Genomic DNA, 16,479 nt, shown 5'->3' on the forward strand with positions numbered 1-16,479 from the left:
CGCGCACCGGATCATTCGCGGCGCACGACGCGGTGGCCGGTGGCCTCGTGCCACATCTCGATCACCAGATGCCGCCCGTCGGCGTCGACGCGGGTGAAGACGACTTCGGCGACCTCGACGCGGAACAGGTGGAAGTCGTGCCCGGGCGGCGCGCCGTACGCCTCGCGGACCCGTTCGTCGGTGATCTCGACGGCCCTCCCGGCGAGCTTGGCCTCACCGCTCCAGCGCCCCGGGTCGGCCTCGTCGGGATCGCTGGTAGGGCTGTGGATCGCCACGCGGGGGTCTCTGCGCAGGTCGAGGGCCTTGACGGCGCCGAGCATGGAGCCGAGCCACACCTGGCCCTGCTTGAACTCGACCTCGATGCCGCTGATGCGCGGCGAGCCGTCCTTGCGGAGGGTGGCCATCGTCTTGTGCTTGCCCTTGCCCATGACCTCGGTCACGCGGGCGGCCAGTTCGGGGACGGCCTTCTCGATCTCCTGCCATGAAGCCATGCCTCCCATCGTGCCGAACGGCCCCGACAGTTCCCTCTTCTGGCGTTTCCCGCCCAGGCATCACTCTCCGGAGTGAACATGTAGGCCGTGCGTGACATCCGGCGCGGCGGTGCTCGCGTCCAACAGGAACGGGGGACCTGGCCGTACCTTTCACCATTGACCGACCGAAGGGCAGACAGTGGGGTCCACGACACGGCTGTACCAGGCTGTACTGCGAGACGGCGCGAGGCCCATCTGGGTCCGGCTGCATCGCACCTTTTCGCGGTGGGGAGAGGAGAAGGGCTTCCCGGCCGCCGACGCCGCGCGGCAGCGGACGCGGCACGAGGTGGGCGGGGCGCGGCTGACCATGGAGCGTCGTGACGAGTGCGGCCGGTATGTCCTTGAGGAGCCGTGCGACGGCGGCGCGCTGCGCACCGAAGCGGTCTTCCTGGACGGGACCGACCGGGTGCCGGGCTGGGTCGTGGTGACCGTGGAGCGATCCGGCGGCGGGCATTCGGGGACGGCGCACGCGCCGGGGTTCCTCCCTGCCTACCTGCGCACCCATCGCATCACCGACGGCGCGGTCCACCTGGAGGACGCGCCGGTCGTCCTGGCCGAGCAGGAAGTGTCGCACTTCGTCCATATGCTCACCGAGCCGCGCCGTCGCGTGCCCATCGCCGTGGTGACCCCCGACCCGGGCAGCGCCGGGCGCGCGGAGTGGCTGGCGGCCGCGGTCGCCGGCGCCGGGGTGGTGGTACGGCTGGCCGACAAACCCACCGAAGACCTGTTCAACCAGGCGATCGGCCGGGATCTCGGGGTGTACGGCGGGGCGATCCGCACCTACGCCGCGCCGTTCGATCCGGCCACCGAGCGCCACAGCTACCGTCATCCGCCGATGCGCCCGGCCAAGCTGCGCGAGGAGGGGGAGGCGGCGCTCGGCAAGATCGTCGAGGGCATGATCGGCCGGTCCGCGGGCGCCGACCTGCCCGAGGAGGTACGGCGTGCCCTGCCGGTGGTCCACCGGGTGCTGGTGGGTCGCTCGCCGTCCGGGGACCTCGCGGGCGCGCTGGACCCCCGCCTGGCGCCCTCCGGGCCGGCGCGCGAGGCACTGCGACGCCGGCTGATGTCGCCGCCCGCGCGTCCCGGCCCGGCGGGCGCGCCCTTCCCGCCGAGTCCCGGCTCAGCGGCGACGCCCCTCCCCCGTCCCGGCGCCGCGCCCATCCCCGGCGCCGTGCCCGTCCCTGGCGTCGCGCCCACTCCCGGACCAGGGGACACACCCGTGCCGGGGCCCGGGGCCGTCCCGGCGCCCCGGCGTCCCGTCGTGCCGTTGCCCCCCTCGGCCGCGCCGGGCGCCTCACCCGCCCACGCGGCCGGACAGGCGCCGACGGCAGGACGCGCGGGCGAGGCGACCGGGCCGGACGCGAGCGGGGAACCGGAGGCGGACGCGGGCGGAGAGGCGGCGGCGGGCGGCAGCGGGAAAGCGGCGGCGGACGCGGGCGGGGAGGCAGGGGCGGACCGGCGCGCGGACGAGGGCGCGCGGGCGGGCGAGGGCGTACGGGCGGAGATGAACGCGCCCGGGGAGGCGCCCCCCGGGCTGGCGTACGAGGTGGCGGAGCTGGTGGTCAAGGAGGTGCGCGAGGAACTGGAGACGGCCCTCGGGCTGGCGGCGGGCATGGACACCGGACAGCGGCTCCTGCGCGAGGTGCGCACGCTGGGCCTGCGGCTGGACGCCCTGCGCGACCTGGTCATCGACGACCCGGCCCCGTCGGACGAGCCGGAGGACCCGCGGGTCGCCTACCGGCTGCTGCAGGAGGAGTACGCCGACGCGGTGGACTCGGCGCGCACGCTCGCCGAGCGGGTGCGCTGGCTGGAGGGCGCGCTGGCCGCGCTCGGCCACCCGATGTACGGCGTCGCCGTCCCCGAGGAGGTGTTCCAGCCCGGCAGCCTGGCCGAGGCGCTGGTCGAGGCCAGGTCCCGGCTCACCCACGTGGTGATCGGCGACACCGACTCCCCTGCCGCGCGGCTGGACGTCGTCTACCCGGGGCTGCGCCGCAGCTGGGCCGGCAAGGCGTGGGACGCGCTGCACGCGCTGAACGACTTCGCCCGCGCCCGTTCCAGCGGGGAGTTCGCCGGCGGATTCTACGACTGGTGCGCCGTCGGGGAGCCCGGACGCTACAGGGTGCCGACCGGGATGCTGGTCATGCGCGAGTCCAAGAGCGTCACCAGCCGCGACAAGTTCCGCGACCCGCGGACCTTCCCTGTGCCGACCGAGGTCGACCCGCGCGGCGAGATCCTCATGGAGGCCCACATCAAGCTGCGCGCGGTCGGGTACCCGGCGCCGCGCATGCACTTCCACGACGACTCGGGGGGCGCCACGGGCAAGGTCTACGTCGGCTACCTCGGCGCGCACCTGCCCAACACCCGGACCAACTGACCGCGCGCGCCCGGGTGGCGTCCATCGGCGGACTGCCACCCGGGACCGCTCGCGGTCAGGCCGCGTCGAGGCGGGACAGCTCCTCGGGCGACAGCTTCAGGTCGACCGCGGCGGCCGAGTCGCGGATGGTCTCCGGACGCGAGGACCCGGGGATCGGGATGACGACCGGGGCCTTGGCGAGCATCCACGCGAGGCAGACCTGCTGAGCGCTGGCGCCGTGCTCGCGCCCGATCTCGGCGAAGACGTCGAACCGCGAGCCGAGCTCCCCTGCCCGGGCGATGCCGCCGAGCGGGCTCCACGGCAGGAAGGCGATGTCCATCTCGGCGCACAGTTCAAGCTCGGGATCGCTGGAGCGGAAGGCGGGCGAGAACTGGTTCTGGACGCTCACCAGCCGCCCGCCCAGGATCTCGTTCGCCTGGCGGATCTGGCCGGGGTCGGCGTTGGAGATGCCGGCCATCCGGATCTTCCCGGCGTCCAGCAGGTCGCGGACGGCCCCGACGGAGTCGGCGTAGGGCACGCGCGGGTCGGGCCGGTGGAACTGATAGAGGCCGATGGCCTCCACGCCGAGCCTCTTGAGCGACGCCTCGCAGGCGCTCTTGAGGTAGTCGGGCGAGCCGTTCAGCGTCCAGGAGCCGTCGCCGGGGCGCAGGTGGCCGCCCTTGGTGGCGACCAGCACGTCGGAGGTGTCGCCTCCGTAGCTCGCGAGGGCGCGGGCGATCAGCGCCTCGTTGTGGCCCACGTCGCTGGCGAGCAGGTGGTAGGCGTCGGCCGTGTCGATGAGCGTGACGCCGGCGTCGAGCGCGGCGTGAATGGTCGCGATGGAACGCTGCTCGTCGGGGCGCCCCTCGATGGACATGGGCATGCCGCCCAGACCGATCGCGCCGACCTGGACGTCGCCGATGCGGCGAGTCTGCATGAGAGTTCCTCCTCGGAGATGTCTTGTCCTTCGCAGTCTCCTCTGCCCACGATTAAGCTGTCCAACAGAAGAAACTGATCTCATTGAGCAGCGATGGTGATAGATCATGGAGCTCCGGCAGCTCGAGTACTTCGTGGCCGTCGCCGAGGACTGCCACTTCACCCGGGCCGCCAAGCGGCTGCGCGTCGCCCAGTCGGGCCTGTCCGCCTCGATCCGGTCGCTGGAGCGCGAGCTGGGCGCCCCGCTGTTCCTGCGCAGCACCCGGCAGGTCGAGCTGACCCCGGCGGGCCGGGCGCTGCTGGTGGAGGCCCGGCGGGCGCTCGCGGCGACCGGCGCGGCCGTGGACGCCGTGGCGGCGGTGCAGGGCCTGCTGCGGGGCAGCCTCGCCATCGGCTCGCTGCAGTGCCTGCACGTGGTGCACCTGCCGGCGGTGCTCGCCCGGTTCGTGGCCGCGCATCCCGGCCTGGAGGTCAGCCTGCGGCACGGCGGTTCCGGCGAGCTCGTCGAGCAGGTGCGGACGGGCCGGCTGGACGTGGCGTTCGTCGCCCGCCCGGCCCGGTGCCCCGGCGACGTCGTGGCCACGCCCCTCGCCGGCGAGCCGCTCGTCCTGGCCTGCCCATCGGACCACCCGATGGCCTCCCGCGCGGAGGTCGGCCTGGCCGAACTGGGCGCCGAGCGGTTCGTGGACTTCCCCGCCGACTGGGTCAGCAGGAACCTGGCCGACAGCGTGCTGGCCGGCGCGGGGGTGGAGCGCCGGGTGGCGCTGGAGGTGACCGACGTGCACTCGCTGCTGGACCTGGTGACCTTCGGGCTGGGCGTGGCGCTCGTACCGCGGTCGTTCTCGGCGAAGACCGACCGCGTGCGGTTCGTCCCGCTCGCCGGCGCGGTCCCGCCCTGGGAGATCGTCACCGTCACCGGCGACCCGACCAGCGCCGCCGCCGCGGCCCTGCTCCGCGAGGTCGCCGCAGAGGGCTCCCCCGCCGTTCCCGCCGTCTCCGTCGCCGCCGGCTGACGGGCATGAGGCCGGCCGGGCCGGCGGCGGACGCCGTAGGACCGGCATACCGGCACTTGTACCGGCGATGTAGACTTATTTGCACAATATCCATATAAGACTGGGCCGATGGCCGGAGGAGCCGGTGGGTGAGTTCGCCGACGACACCGTGGCGTCGCTGCGGGCGTCCGGGCTGCGGGCGACGCGGCCCCGCCTCGCCGTGACCGAGGCGCTGCGCTCGATGGGCGGGCACCGCACGGCCGACGACGTGCACGCGCACCTGGCGGGGCGCGGGATCACGCTGCCGCGCACCAGCGTCTACAACTCGCTGGTCACGCTCGCCGAGCTCGGGGTCGTGCTGCGCGCCGACGTCGGGCCGGGCGCGGCGGTGTACGAGGTGGCCGACCGGTGGCACCACCACTTCGTCTGCCGTCGGTGCGGGAAGGTCAGCGACGTCGCCTGTGTCGTGGACGCGAAGCCCTGCCTCACCCCGGGTGACGACATGGGCGAGGTGGACGAGGCACAGGTCATCTTCCGGGGGGTCTGCCGCGCCTGCCTCGGCGGGAGCGCACCGGACTGAGCGCCGCGGCCGGCGCCCCAGAGCCCTGGAAACGAGCGGGTCCTCCTGCGACCAGACCCGCACCAGTGATGATCGGCGCCGCGTGGTCGGACGCGCGGTGACCGGGCAGGAGACGTGGACGATGAGCGCCGAGACCGGCAACACCCGAAACGAGCCCCGTGGCGCCCGCGGGGACCGGCAGGCCGCCGCCCGCTACCGCGGCGCCCTGGAGGCCGAGCGGCAGAGCGCGGTCCTGTACCGCGGGCTCGCCGCCGGCGCCGAGGGAGAGCGGCGCGAGGTCTTCCTCCAACTGGCCGCCGTGGAGGAACGGCACGCCGCGCACTGGGCCGGCAAGCTCGCCGGCCTGGGCGAGAAGGTGCCCGACCCGAGCCGGCCCAGCCTGCGCACGCGGGCGCTGTCCTGGCTGGCCCGCCGGTACTCCGTCGACGCGGTGCTGCCGTTCGTCGAGCGCGCCGAGCACGCCGACGCGGGCCTGTACGACGCCGACCCGGACGCCGATCCCGGCATGGCCGTGGACGAGCGCTCGCACGCCCGCGTGCTGACCCGGCTGCGCCAAGCGGAACGGGTGGACACCGGAGAGGGCCTGCCGCTGGTGGGCGGCCGGGGCGTGGCCCGGCGCGAACGCTGGCACCGCAGCGACCGGTCGGGCACGCTGCGCGCGGCCGTGTTCGGCGTCAACGACGGCCTGGTGTCCAACACCTCCCTGGCCATGGGGTTCGCCGGTTCGGGAGCCGCCGGGCACACCATCCTGTTCGCCGGGCTCGCGGGACTGCTGGCCGGCGCGTTCTCCATGGCCGTCGGCGAGTACATCTCGATGCGCAGCCAGCGCGAGGCCTACGAACGGGAGATCGCGCTGGAGGCGGAGGAACTGCGCGACGACCCCGAGGCCGAGGAGGAGGAGCTGGCGCTGATCTACCGGGCCAAGGGCCTGGACGCCGAGGAGGCGGAGCGCGTCGCCAAGACGATCATGAAGGACCACGACACCGCGCTGGAGACCATGGCCCGCGAGGAACTGGGACTGGATCCGGAGGAGCTCGGCTCGCCGTGGTCGGCGGCGCTCTCGAGCCTGGTCGCCTTCGCCCTGGGCGCCGTCGTGGTCGTCATCCCGTACCTGTTCGCGGACGGGACGGCCGCGCTGGTGACCGCGGTGCTGCTGGCGGGGCTCGCCCTGTTCGCCGTGGGCGCCTTCCTGGGCCTGCTCAACGGCAGGCCCGCCCTGCGCACGGGCGGCAGGCAACTGCTCGTCGGCGGGGGCGCGGCCGTCGTCGTGTACGTCATCGGCCACGCCATCGGCGCCACAGGCGCCTGACCCTCCGGGCCGCGCGCCGGTCGCGGGAGGTCAGAACATCAGCCGGACGGCGGCCAGGAAGGTGAGGGCCAGGGTGATGCGCTCGAACCAGGTCCGGTTGATGTGCCGGACGACCACGCGCCCCGCCACGCCTCCCGCGACGACGGCGGCGGCGGTGGCCGCGGCGAAGACCAGCGTGGCCGGGGTGACCAGGCCGAGCGCGACGCTGAACGGCACCTTGAAGGCGTTGATCGTCAGGAAGAACCACGCGGTCGTGCCGAGGAAGCCGAGCATCGGCAGGCCCGCCGCCAGGAAGTACAGGGCCATGATGGGCCCGGCGGCGTTGGCCGTCATCGTGGTGAAGCCGGCGAACACTCCCGCGAACGCCGCCACCGCGGGCCGGTTGGCGAGCGAGGCGTCCGATCCGCGCCGCCGGTTCCACAGGCTGAGCGCGATGATCACCAGCAGGATCGCCCCGATGATCCGCCGCATCTGCGCGTCGTCGACCCAGCGCACCACCACGGCTCCGACCAGCACCCCGGCGGCCACCCAGGGGAACAGCTTGAGCAGCCTCGGCCAGTCGGCGTGCCTGCGGTAGGAGACCACGGCCACCACGTCTCCGACCAGCAGCAGGGGCAGGAGCATCCCCGTCGAGCTCTTCGTCGGCAGGACCAGGGCGAACAGCGCGACCGCCACCGTCCCCGCGCCGGAGATCCCGGTCTTGGAGAAGCCGACCAGGACGAGCGCGAGCACCAGCACCGCCCACTGGGCCAGGTCGAGCGCCGGCATCAGCCCCGTCTCCGGCCCGCGCGCCGCAGGGTGCGCGGAAGATGGTGGGTGCGAGGCATCGGCCTTCCGCGGCCGGGCGCCGCGGCTCTCAATCTGAACTCCAGCACCACGGCAGAATACGGGCAGGTGCGGATTTGTCGGGCGGCGGGCGGCGAGTCGCGGTCAGCCGGAGAACAGCTCGTCGGGGTGGGGGTCGAAGCAGACCAGGTCGTGCCGGTCGGCGAGGCGCAGGACGGTGCGGCACACCTCGGCGGCGCGGGGGAAGACGATGGACATCACGACGAACTCGTCGCCGACCGTCAGCGGCGTCGCCCACGGCGAGGTCGCGTAGTCGCCGTCGGTGAGGTCGGGGAACTCCTCGGTCAGAGCGTTGTAGAAGGCGGCCACCTGCGGGACCGGCCCCGAGACCGGTTCAGGGACCGGCTCGGGGAGCGGTTCCCGCACGGGGTCCGGGACCGGCTCGGGGACCGGCTCGCGCACGGGATCCGGGACCGGCGCCGGAATCAGCTCCAAGGTCGCCTCGGCGACCGGCTCAGGGATCGGCTCTGAGGCCGGCTCGGATACCGGCTCAGAGGCCGGTATCCGGGCGTCCGAGGCGGGCGTGGTCCCGCCGGCGCGCCAGGCCGCGTACCTGCGCGCCGCCTCCTCGGGCATGAGCGGGGGACGCGCGTACCAGACCCCGAGGTCGACGCTCATGGGCCTCCTCGCTCAGGTGCCGGGTTCGGCGACGAAGACGGTGCCGGTCGTGCGGACGGTGAGCGCGGGCCCGGCGGCCGGGACGAACACCGACTCGCCCTGGCGCAGCTCGGTCGTCCCGGCCGTCGCCGTCCCCTCGGTGACCAGCAGGATGCGCGGCACCCCCGCGGGAAGGCTCTGCTCGGCGCCCGCGCCGTCGATCCGGCGCAGGCGGAACTCCGGGCTCGGGGTGTCGTACACCCCGCCGGGGCCGGCCGCGAGAGCCAGCGGCGCGGTGGCGGGGTCGGTGATGCGCAGCAGTTCGGCGACGTTGAGCAGCTTGGGGGTGAGACCGGCGCGCATCACGTTGTCGGAGCTGCCCATGATCTCCACGCCGAAGCCCTTGAGATAGCAGTGGAGCACGCCGGCGCCGAGGAACAGGGCCTGGCCGGGGGCCAGCTCGTGCCGGCGCAGCAGCAGCGGGGCCAGGCACGCGGGGTCGCCCGGGTAGCGCCTGGCCAGGCGAACCACCAGCTCGTAGTCGGGATGGTGCACCGCCGAGGCGGCCCACACGATCTGCTCGGCGGCCTGCCGCTTGCCGAGCAGGGCCTCCAGCGCTCCGAGCGACTCCCCGCCCTCCAGCAGGGAGACGACGTCCTTCAGGTCGGGGACGCCGAGCCGGTCGACGAGCATCGCGGCCTGCTCCGGCGGGCGGAACCCGGCGAGCGCGGTGAACGGCGTGAGCGCGCACACCAGCTCCGGCTTCGGCCACGGGTCGCCGTAGACTCCGCGGGCGTGGCCGTCGACGGCCTGCTCCGCGGAGGGATGGACCTGAAGCGACAATGGCTGGGCGACGGCGATGAGCTTCAGCAGATACGGCAGGCGCTCGCCGAACGCCTCCAGCGTGGCATCGCCGAGTCCGGCACGCGGGTCGGCCCCGATGAGATCGGCCAGGGTGCGGCCGTCGTCGCCGCCGAGGCGCGACGGGCCGGAGGGATGGGCACCGAGCCACATCTCCGCTTCAGGACCCTGCGCGGGGACGGGCCTGCCGGTGAGCTCGGCGATGTCCGTGCGCGATCCCCACGCGTAGTCCTTGACGGGGTTGGTCAGCAGGTGCACATGTGCTCCTCGGTCGGATGCGGGCGCCGCGCGGCGGCGCCCTCGGCCTGGTGCCCGATAGAGCCCGGCGGCGACCCGTATGAGCACGGCCGACCCGGGGGACGCGTCCGAACTCCAACGGGCGGAACGTGGTGGGCCCGCCCGCATCATTTCACCCTTCGGGGACATCGAGGTGACCGCCCCTCGAATGTCAATGGCCCTCCCGGCCGCGATGCGCCGCTCACCCTGCCCGCCGCTCCCGGGACCCGCGGGGCTCCATGGGCGGCGCCGGCCCGGTCGGGTTCGGCCGTCGACCCGGTCGGGCTCGGCCGTCGACCCGGTCGGGCTCGGCCGTCGACCCGGTCGGGCTCGGCCGTCGACCCGGTCGGGTTCGGCCGTCGGTCCGTGAGCCCGGGGGTCCCCCGGCCGCCGGGACGGGACACGGCGAGCTGAGGCCGGAAGACCGCGGGCCGAGCGCCCGGAGCACGACCGGGACGACCCGAGAGCGGCGAACCGGCACACGCACGTGCCCGCGTGCGGCAGGGTTGGACGCGTGCGCAGCAAGCTCGGCGGCCGGGTGGCCCAGGCGGCGGAGGTCGCCCTCGCCACCCGCCGGCACGTGACCTCCATCGACGTCCTGACCGGCCTGGGGTGGCTGGCGGTCCGCCACGTCGAGACGTGGCGGCAGGGCCGCGCCGACAGCCTGGAACGGCTGGCGCCCGTGGACCGCCCCAGAATGGAACAGGCCCTCTCCCACCTGCGCGAATGGGCCCTCGCCCGCGGCCTGGTCGAGAGCGAGGCGGCGTACGCGGCGGCCGGCCGCGACCGGCGGCCGTTGCGCTTCACCGCCGACGGCGACGAGGACACCGAGCGCCGGTTCCGCGTCCACTGGATCTCGCCGGAGCTCAGTGAGCCGCGGCGCAGGCAGATCGAGGAACGGCACAACAAGGCCCCCGACCTGGTGGCCGTGGTGCCCGAAAAGGAGTGGTCCTGCGCCGGATGCGGGGACACCGGGCCCTACTTGATCATGGAAGACGAGCAGCCGCACTGCCTGACGTGCGTGGACATGGACCATCTGGTCTTCCTGCCCGCGGGCAACGCCGCGCTGAGCCGCCGCGCGAAGAAGGCCAGCGGCCTTTCGGCCGTCGTCGTCCACTTCAACCGGCGGCGCAAGCGGTACGAGCGGCTCGGCGTGCTGGTCGAGGAAGAGGCCCTGGCACGCGCTGAGGAGCAGTGCCTGGCCGACGAGGAGGTGCGGCTGCGCCGACGCGAACGCGACCGTGATCGGCGGGCCGGCGAGGACGCCGGCTTCCAGGCGAGGATGGCCGAGGAGATCCGCCGCCTGTTCCCCGGCTGCCCGGCCGAGCGGGCGAGCGCCATCGCCGGCCACGCCGCGGTGCGCGGCAGCGGCCGGGTGGGACGCACCGCCGCCGCCCGCGTGCTGGACGAGAACGCGATCACCCTGGCCGTGGTCGCGAGCGTGCGCCATCTGGACACCGACTACGACGAGCTGCTGATGTCGGGCGTCCCGCGCATGACCGCCCGCGAGCGCATCCGCTCCCGCGTCGACCAGATCCTGACCACCTGGCGCCCCTGACCTCCCACGCCACCCTGTCCGCCTCTGGTCTGCTCTGTGGCAGGCCGTCCAGGGGACGTCAGGGGCGGCGTCCGGTGAAGCAGAGGAACGCGGTCTGCGGGTCGGCGTCGCCGGGGGGCGTGACCTCCCCCTGAAAGGCGCCGGTGCTCCGCAGGGCTGCGTAGTGCGGGCGCAGCTTCTCGTGCGTCCTGACGACGGCGTCCCGGTCCAGGGTCTCGTCCCCGCCCACGGCGCGGGCCAGGTCCCAGGTGTGGACGAGCAGTTCCATGGCCCCCACGCTGTCGGCCGCCTCCGCCACCGCGACCGGCCCGATCGGGCTGTAGGGCAGGGGCGTCGCGGCCAGCTCCGGATCGGTGAGGACGGCGCGCAGATCCGCCCGGGCCTCGGCGTAGGCGGCGGCGAGGTCCGCGTCCGGCTCAACTCGCGGCGCGTCGGCCATGCCGGACACGCCCACGCCGTGGGAGGGCCGGGGCGGGGTGCCGCGGACCACCGCGATGATGCCGCGGTGCCCGTTGACGACGTGCCCCACCAGGTCGCGGGCCGTCCAGCCAGCGCAGGGCGTGACCCGGTCCCATCGGTCGGCGGGCGTCGCCTCGACGCGTGCCAGGAAGTCGCCCGCGAGGCGATCGAACCGCTCGGCGATCTCGGACATAGCTGAATCCAATCGTTGATATCGGGATAAGAAGGGCTTTCGAGGTCGCGACCTCCGCCGCGGCCGGGGGTCTCCCCGAGAGCCGGGGGCTTCGCATGCGGTCACGGTCAGCACGAGGTCGCGGACCGGACCACGATCGGGGTTCCACCGGAGGTCCTCGCACGGGCCAGGTCCGCACGAGGCTGCCGAATGAACCACGATCAAGGGTTCCGCCGGAGGTCTTCGCACGCGGCCAAGGCCCGCCCTAGGTCGCGGAATGGACCACGATCAGGGGTTCCACCGGAGGTCTTCGCACGCCGTCGGGTGCCGCACGAGGGCGCGGGTTCACATGCGGTCGAGGACGGTTCGCAGGCCGCGCAGGACGCCCGATCGCCAGCCGCCGCCCATGATCCGGCGGGCGCGCTGCTGGAGCGGGTTTCCAGGGTCGAAGCCCTCGTGCAGGAGGAACAGCCGGGTGCCCCTGCCCTCCGGCTCCAGCGTCCAGGTGATCGTCCAGTCGGCGTCGTTGCCGGGGTCGGCGTCGTTGCCGGGGTCGGCGTCCCGCCAGCCGATGCGGAGCATCCTGCCGGTCTCGAAGGCGAGCACTTCGGCCAGGACCGTGCCGGAGAAGCCGGTGCCCGGCATGGGGACCGCCCGCATGGTGTACCGATGGCCGACCTGGAGCCGGAAGTCGCCGGGCATCAACCACCGGGCGAGCAGGTCGGGCTCGGTCAGGGCCCGCCACACCTTGGCGGGCGGATGCGGCAGGAACTCGTCGAGGTGGACGACGGCCGGGTCGTCGCCGGTCATCGCTCGTCGTCCATCTGGTCGAGCAGGTCGCGCAACCCGGCGAGCCGCTCGCGCCAGAACCGCTCGAAGGGGCTGAGCCACTGCTGCACCTCGTTCAGCGGCACCGCTTCGAGCCGGTAGAGCCGCTGGCGGCCGACCTTGCGCTCGGCGACCAGCCCCGCCTCGCGCAGCACCCGCAGGTGTTCGGAGAAGCTCGGGCGGGCCATCGTGAAGTTCCCGGCCAGCCGCTGCACCGGCTGCGGCCCCTCGTCCCTGAGCAGCCGCAGCACCTCGCGCCGCACCGGGCTGGCCAGCGCGGCGAAGACCAGATCCTCCGCCGGAGCGTGTGTGGGTGGCATGCACCCCACTATAGGTAGGAGATTTCCTACCTGTCATCCCGGCCCGCTTCGGCGCCGCTGATGCCGGGCGGGGCGGCGTTCCCCATGAACGTCACATAGGAGTGCAGAAGACCTCGCCAGGTGAAGGCGGTCTTTGACACGCCGCATGACAAGCAGTGGATCGGGCGACGGCAAGTCGTAAGGTGACCGTCGATATCCCGGGCTCACGCAGTCCCGCAGGAGCGTTCGCACTGCCCGCGTGACTGCCTGAGAAAGGGTCCTCCATGCGCAGAACGCCGGCCGCCGCCGTCCCGCTGGCGGCCTCGCTGGTCCTCGCCGGCCCCGCCTCCCCACCCGCCTGGAGCGCTCCGGCGCCCGCGTGGTCCCGGCATCAGGCCTCCGGGGCCACGCCTGCCCGGTCCCAGCAGGAGCCGTCCGTAGCCGCACCCGCCCTGTCCGGACAGAAGGCGTCCATAGCCGCACCCGCCCTGTCCGGACAGAGGGCGTCCGGGACCACGCCCACCCGGTTCCAGCAGGAGGCGTCCGGGGCCGCGCTGTCGCGGCAGCGGGCGTTCCAGGTCGCGGCGGCCATGTACGGCGTCCCGGAGCAGATCCTGCTCGGCGTCTCCTACCTGGAGTCACGCTGGGACGCCAACCAGGGACTGCCCAGCACCTCCGGCGGATACGGGCCGATGCACCTCACCGACCCCCGCCTCGCCCTGCACGGCCGTCACGGGCCCGGGACGGCCGAGCGGGCCGCCCGGCTCACCGGCATCCCGGCCGACCGGCTCGTCCGCGACCCGGACGCCAACGTGCTGGGCGGCGCCGCGCTGCTCGCCCGCCACCAGAAGGCCCTCGGCCGGCCCGCGAGCCGCGACCCGGCCGGTTGGTTCGACGCCGTCGCCCGGTACTCGGGCGCCACCGAGGCCGGCAGCGCCCGCCGGTTCGCGCGCGAGGTCTTCGCCCTGATCGAGCGGGGCGCGGGCCGGGTCACCGACGACGGCCGGCAGGTTTGGCTGCCCGCCGCACCGGAGATCGCTCCGCGCATGGAGCACGTCGAGCGCGAGGGGCCGCCCGAGGCCGGGGCCGGGAGGGCCGAGTGCCCGAAGGGCCTTGCCTGCGAGTGGCTGCCGGCGCCGTACCGCGAACTGCCCGGCGGCGGCTACGGCAACCACGACCGGTCCGACCGGCCGCGCCGGCACCGCATCGACTACATCGTCATCCACGACACCGAGGAGACCTACGGCAAGACGCTGCGGCTGGTGGACGACCCGGCGTACGTGAGCTGGCACTACACCATCCGCTCCTCCGACGGGCACATCGCCCAGCACGTCCGCGCCCGGGACGTCGCCTGGCACGCCGGGAACTGGTACTTCAACGCCAAGGCCATCGGCATCGAGCACGAGGGGTTCATGGCCAAGGCGGGCACCTGGTACACCGAGGCGATGTACCGCGCCTCCGCCCGGCTCGTGCGCTACCTGGCCCGCCGGTACGGCATCCCGCTGGACCGCGCGCACATCCTCGGCCACGACAACGTCCCGGGTACCGTGCCGGGCACGGTCGCCGCGATGCACGTCGACCCCGGGCCTTACTGGGACTGGGGCCACTACTTCGAGCTGCTGGGCAACCCGGTCAGGTCCACTGGCGGCGACCGCGGCGGCCTGGTGACGATCAGGACCGACTACGCGCGCCACCGCCCGCGCTACACCGGATGTGCGGAGCCGGGCGAGCCGTGCCCGCCGCACGGGTCGTCATCGGTCTGGCTGCACACCGCGCCCAGCGACGACGCCCCCCTGGTCAGGGACGTCGGCCGCAGGTCGGACGGCGCGTCGACCCACGACGTCCACGACCACGGCGCGCGGGCGACCACCGGCCAGCAGTTCGCCGTGGCGGGTCGCAGCGGCGACTGGACGGCCATCTGGTATCTCGGCCGGCGCGCGTGGTTCCACGACCCCGACGACGCGCCGACCGCCGTCGACGCCACCGGGCTGGTCGTCACGCCCGGACCCGGGCGCGCGAGCGTGCCGGTGTACGGCAGGGCCTACCCCGAACCCCAGGCGTACCCGAAGGGAGTGCCCGTGCAGCCGATCGTGCCGTTGCAGTACACCATCCAGCAGGGGCAGCGGTACGCGGTCGGCCTGGCGACGCGCGGCGAGTACTACCACTCGACCTCCTTCGACGAGAAGGCCCACCGGCTGGTCCGCGGCCGCACGATGTACTACCAGGTGCAACTCGGCCACCGCGTGGCCTTCGTCAAGGCCGACGACGTGGAGATCATGCCCTCCACCACCGACCTACCCGGCTGAGGCGTCCCACCAGGACACGTGCCTCCGCCGATCTACCGCGGGTGTCCGCCGGCACGCGGGAGCCCCTGGACTGCATCCCCGGAGGCGGCCGCCGCGGGGGCGGCCGCCATGCTCGGGCGTGCGGGCGGGGTCAGTCGTTGAGGTGCTGGCGGAGGTAGGAGTCGACCTGGTCGAGAGCGATGCGCTTCTGGGCCATGGAGTCGCGTTCGCGGATCGTCACGGCGTGGTCTTCGAGGGTGTCGAAGTCGACGGTGACGCAGAACGGCGTGCCGATCTCGTCCTGGCGGCGGTAGCGGCGGCCGATCGCCCCGGCGTCGTCGAACTCGACGTTCCAGCGGCGGCGGAGCTGGGTGGCCAGGTCACGGGCCTTGGGCGACAGGTCGCTGTTGCGTGACAGGGGCAGCACCGCCACCTTGACCGGCGCGAGGCGGTGGTCAAGCCGCATGACCGTGCGCTGCTCCATGACGCCCTTGGCGTTCGGGGCCTCGTCGACCGTGTACGCGTCGATCATGAAGGTGAGCGCGCAGCGGTCGACGCCGGCGGCCGGCTCGATGACGTAGGGCACGTAGCGCTCGCCGCTGTCCTGCTCGAAGAACGACAGGTCGGTGCCGGAGGCGGCGGCGTGCGTGGTGAGGTCGAAGTCGGTGCGGTTGGCCACGCCCTCGAGCTCACCCCACTCGGAGCCGGTGAAGTTGAAGCGGTACTCGACGTCCACCGTGCGCTTGGAGTAGTGCGACAGCTTGTCCTTGGGGTGCTCGTACAGCCGCAGGTTGTCGCGGTTGATGCCCAGGTCGATGTACCACTGCAGGCGCGTGTCGATCCAGTACTGGTGCCACTCCTCGTCGGTGCCGGGCTTGACGAAGAACTCCATCTCCATCTGCTCGAACTCGCGCGTGCGGAAGATGAAGTTGCCCGGGGTGATCTCGTTGCGGAACGACTTGCCGATCTGGCCGATGCCGAACGGAATCTTCTTGCGGGACGACTGCTGCACGTTGAGGTAGTTGATGAAGATGCCCTGCGCGGTCTCGGGGCGCAGGTAGGCGAGGCCCGAGTCGTCCTCGACGGCGCCGAGGAAGGTCTTGAGCAGGCCGTTGAACATGCGCGGCGCGGTGAAGGCGCCCTTGGTGCCGCAGTTGGGGCAGGTGAGGTCGGCCAGGCCGTTCTCGGGGGCCCTGCCGCCGTGCTTCTCGGCGTAGGCCTCCTCGAGGTGGTCGGCGCGGAAGCGCTTGTGGCACGACTGGCACTCGGTCAGCGGGTCGACGAACTCCCTGACGTGGCCGCTCGCCTCCCAGACCTCGCGCGCCAGGATGACCGAGGAGTCGAGGCCCACGACGTCCTCGCGGCCCTGGACCATGGACTTCCACCACTCGCGCTTGACGTTGTTCTTGAGCTCGACGCCGAGCGGGCCGTAGTCCCAGGACGCGCGCAGACCCCCGTAGATCTCGCTCGACGGGTAGACGAGCCCGCGGCGTTTGGCGAGGCTGACGATCGTGTCCATGATGTCGGTACGGCGGGCCATCAAGAATCTCCATCCGGCTGGCGGTCGGGGTTGGGTTGGTCGATCAGAGGGCGCGTCA

At 73.4% G+C, this 16,479-nt stretch carries 15 protein-coding genes; 6 read left to right on the forward strand and 9 right to left on the reverse strand.

Annotation, left to right across the window (positions count from 1 at the left end):
- Positions 1-11 precede the first annotated feature (11 nt).
- Positions 12-491 (reverse strand): pyridoxamine 5'-phosphate oxidase family protein, encoded by a 480-nt coding sequence (locus ABZU32_RS00290; RefSeq protein ID WP_354915073.1) that lies wholly within the window; start codon positions 489-491, stop codon positions 12-14.
- Positions 492-669: 178 nt separating this feature from the next.
- Here ABZU32_RS00290 and ABZU32_RS00295 point away from each other — a divergent pair, with 178 nt between their 5' ends.
- Positions 670-2,904, forward strand: coding sequence for a hypothetical protein (locus tag ABZU32_RS00295; protein WP_354915076.1), 2,235 nt, complete (start codon positions 670-672; stop codon positions 2,902-2,904).
- A 55-nt stretch (positions 2,905-2,959) separates the two neighbouring features.
- On the opposite strand, the gene ABZU32_RS00300 is transcribed toward ABZU32_RS00295, so the two are convergent.
- Positions 2,960-3,820, reverse strand: a complete 861-nt coding sequence (locus tag ABZU32_RS00300; RefSeq protein ID WP_354915079.1) for an aldo/keto reductase — start codon at positions 3,818-3,820, stop codon at positions 2,960-2,962.
- A 106-nt stretch (positions 3,821-3,926) separates the two neighbouring features.
- Between ABZU32_RS00300 and ABZU32_RS00305 the strand changes: the two genes are divergently transcribed.
- The 3 genes from ABZU32_RS00305 (at position 3,927) to ABZU32_RS00315 (ending at position 6,700) form a co-directional block, all read left to right on the forward strand.
- Positions 3,927-4,832, forward strand: a complete 906-nt coding sequence (locus ABZU32_RS00305) for a LysR family transcriptional regulator (protein WP_354915082.1) — start codon at positions 3,927-3,929, stop codon at positions 4,830-4,832.
- Between the two features lie 124 nt (positions 4,833-4,956).
- Positions 4,957-5,391, forward strand: coding sequence for a Fur family transcriptional regulator (locus ABZU32_RS00310; protein WP_354834730.1), 435 nt, complete (start codon positions 4,957-4,959; stop codon positions 5,389-5,391).
- A 121-nt stretch (positions 5,392-5,512) separates the two neighbouring features.
- On the forward strand, positions 5,513-6,700 hold the full coding sequence (locus ABZU32_RS00315) for a VIT1/CCC1 transporter family protein (RefSeq protein ID WP_354834733.1): 1,188 nt from the start codon (positions 5,513-5,515) through the stop codon (positions 6,698-6,700).
- A 30-nt stretch (positions 6,701-6,730) separates the two neighbouring features.
- Here the strand turns inward: ABZU32_RS00315 and ABZU32_RS00320 are convergent, their stop codons facing one another.
- The 3 genes from ABZU32_RS00320 to manA all read right to left on the reverse strand — a co-directional run bounded on the left by ABZU32_RS00320 (position 6,731) and on the right by manA (position 9,262).
- Positions 6,731-7,468, reverse strand: a complete 738-nt coding sequence (locus ABZU32_RS00320) for a sulfite exporter TauE/SafE family protein (RefSeq protein WP_354834736.1) — start codon at positions 7,466-7,468, stop codon at positions 6,731-6,733.
- Positions 7,469-7,630: 162 nt separating this feature from the next.
- Complete coding sequence (locus tag ABZU32_RS00325) at positions 7,631-8,164, reverse strand: hypothetical protein (RefSeq protein ID WP_354915085.1); 534 nt, start codon at positions 8,162-8,164, stop codon at positions 7,631-7,633.
- 12 nt (positions 8,165-8,176) lie between these two features.
- Positions 8,177-9,262 (reverse strand): mannose-6-phosphate isomerase, class I, encoded by a 1,086-nt coding sequence (manA, locus tag ABZU32_RS00330; protein ID WP_354915088.1) that lies wholly within the window; start codon positions 9,260-9,262, stop codon positions 8,177-8,179.
- Positions 9,263-9,794: 532 nt separating this feature from the next.
- On the opposite strand from manA, the gene ABZU32_RS00335 reads away from it, so the two are divergent.
- On the forward strand, positions 9,795-10,838 hold the full coding sequence (locus ABZU32_RS00335; protein ID WP_354915091.1) for a DUF2293 domain-containing protein: 1,044 nt from the start codon (positions 9,795-9,797) through the stop codon (positions 10,836-10,838).
- A 58-nt stretch (positions 10,839-10,896) separates the two neighbouring features.
- On the opposite strand, the gene ABZU32_RS00340 is transcribed toward ABZU32_RS00335, so the two are convergent.
- From ABZU32_RS00340 to ABZU32_RS00350, 3 genes are all read right to left on the reverse strand, one after another.
- Positions 10,897-11,490, reverse strand: a complete 594-nt coding sequence (locus ABZU32_RS00340) for a TIGR03086 family metal-binding protein (RefSeq protein ID WP_354915094.1) — start codon at positions 11,488-11,490, stop codon at positions 10,897-10,899.
- A 324-nt stretch (positions 11,491-11,814) separates the two neighbouring features.
- A complete protein-coding gene (locus ABZU32_RS00345) occupies positions 11,815-12,279 on the reverse strand; it encodes an SRPBCC domain-containing protein (protein WP_354915097.1) in 465 nt (154 codons plus the stop codon).
- The gene (locus tag ABZU32_RS00350) at positions 12,276-12,617 is read right to left on the reverse strand and encodes a metalloregulator ArsR/SmtB family transcription factor (RefSeq protein ID WP_354834754.1); all 342 of its coding nucleotides are present in this window, start codon (positions 12,615-12,617) and stop codon (positions 12,276-12,278) included. Before ABZU32_RS00350 ends, ABZU32_RS00345 begins: the two co-directional genes overlap by 4 nt.
- A 263-nt stretch (positions 12,618-12,880) precedes the next feature.
- Here ABZU32_RS00350 and ABZU32_RS00355 point away from each other — a divergent pair, with 263 nt between their 5' ends.
- Positions 12,881-14,902, forward strand: a complete 2,022-nt coding sequence (locus ABZU32_RS00355; protein ID WP_354915100.1) for an N-acetylmuramoyl-L-alanine amidase — start codon at positions 12,881-12,883, stop codon at positions 14,900-14,902.
- A gap of 130 nt (positions 14,903-15,032) precedes the next feature.
- On the opposite strand, the gene ABZU32_RS00360 is transcribed toward ABZU32_RS00355, so the two are convergent.
- Positions 15,033-16,421, reverse strand: a complete 1,389-nt coding sequence (locus ABZU32_RS00360; protein WP_354834760.1) for a glycine--tRNA ligase — start codon at positions 16,419-16,421, stop codon at positions 15,033-15,035.
- Between the last annotated feature and the right edge of the window lie 58 nt (positions 16,422-16,479).

It is taken from the genome of Sphaerisporangium sp. NPDC005288 (genome assembly GCF_040607475.1).
In the GTDB taxonomy this organism is placed as follows: Bacteria; Actinomycetota; Actinomycetes; order Streptosporangiales; family Streptosporangiaceae; genus Sphaerisporangium; species Sphaerisporangium rhizosphaerae.